This is a genomic window from Flavobacterium chungangensis (genome assembly GCF_042654045.1).
Lineage (GTDB): Bacteria > Bacteroidota > Bacteroidia > Flavobacteriales > Flavobacteriaceae > Flavobacterium > Flavobacterium chungangensis.
The window spans coordinates 1-555 of sequence record NZ_JBHSFY010000047.1 but is presented as its reverse complement, the minus strand read 5'-3'; the positions used below and the strand labels follow the sequence as shown (position 1 = coordinate 555).

Here is a 555-nt window from a genome sequence, read left to right as displayed (position 1 = left end):
TTCGGGCGTGAGCTGCCCGCCTCCACGTGGGAGCGCACCGACCGCGCGGCCGACCTGCTGGCCGCCGTCGGCTGAGCCGCCGCGCGTGCCGGCGACCGGTGCGGCCCGCCCGCGTGACGGGTCCGTGGACGTGACGGCGGGCGAGCAGCTCGTCCTCGACGGGGTGCCCGGTCCGCGCCGTCGCGCGCGACCGCGTCTGGGCGCCGCCGACCTCGACGAGGTCGCCAAGGCCGACCTGCCCGACGCGTTCGTCGCCGCGATGGACGACGACCTCAACGTGCCCGCCGCGCTCGCGGTCGTGCACGTGCTGTGGGAGCGAGGGCTGCGCGTGCCCGACGACGTGGCGGTCGCGGGGTTCGACGACGTCGGGCCGAGCCCGCCGTTGCCGCCCTGGATGGTGAGGTCGCGGGCGCGCCGCATGGCGGTCATGGATCTGAAGACGAACGAGCTCGTCAACGATCATCAGGTCGGATCGCGGGGAACGTCACCTAAGGCGCCATTTGAAGAGGCGTTGTACTACACGTACCGTGGTAAAATTTATCGCTATGATTTGGT

General features: G+C 71.5%; 1 protein-coding gene. It reads left to right on the top strand.

Going from position 1 to position 555, the window contains the following annotated elements; genetic code table 11:
• Window positions 1-124: 124 nt before the first annotated feature.
• Window positions 125-555: substrate-binding domain-containing protein (locus tag ACFO3N_RS24995; RefSeq protein WP_379801528.1), on the top strand; the 431-nt coding region annotated here is incomplete at its 3' end.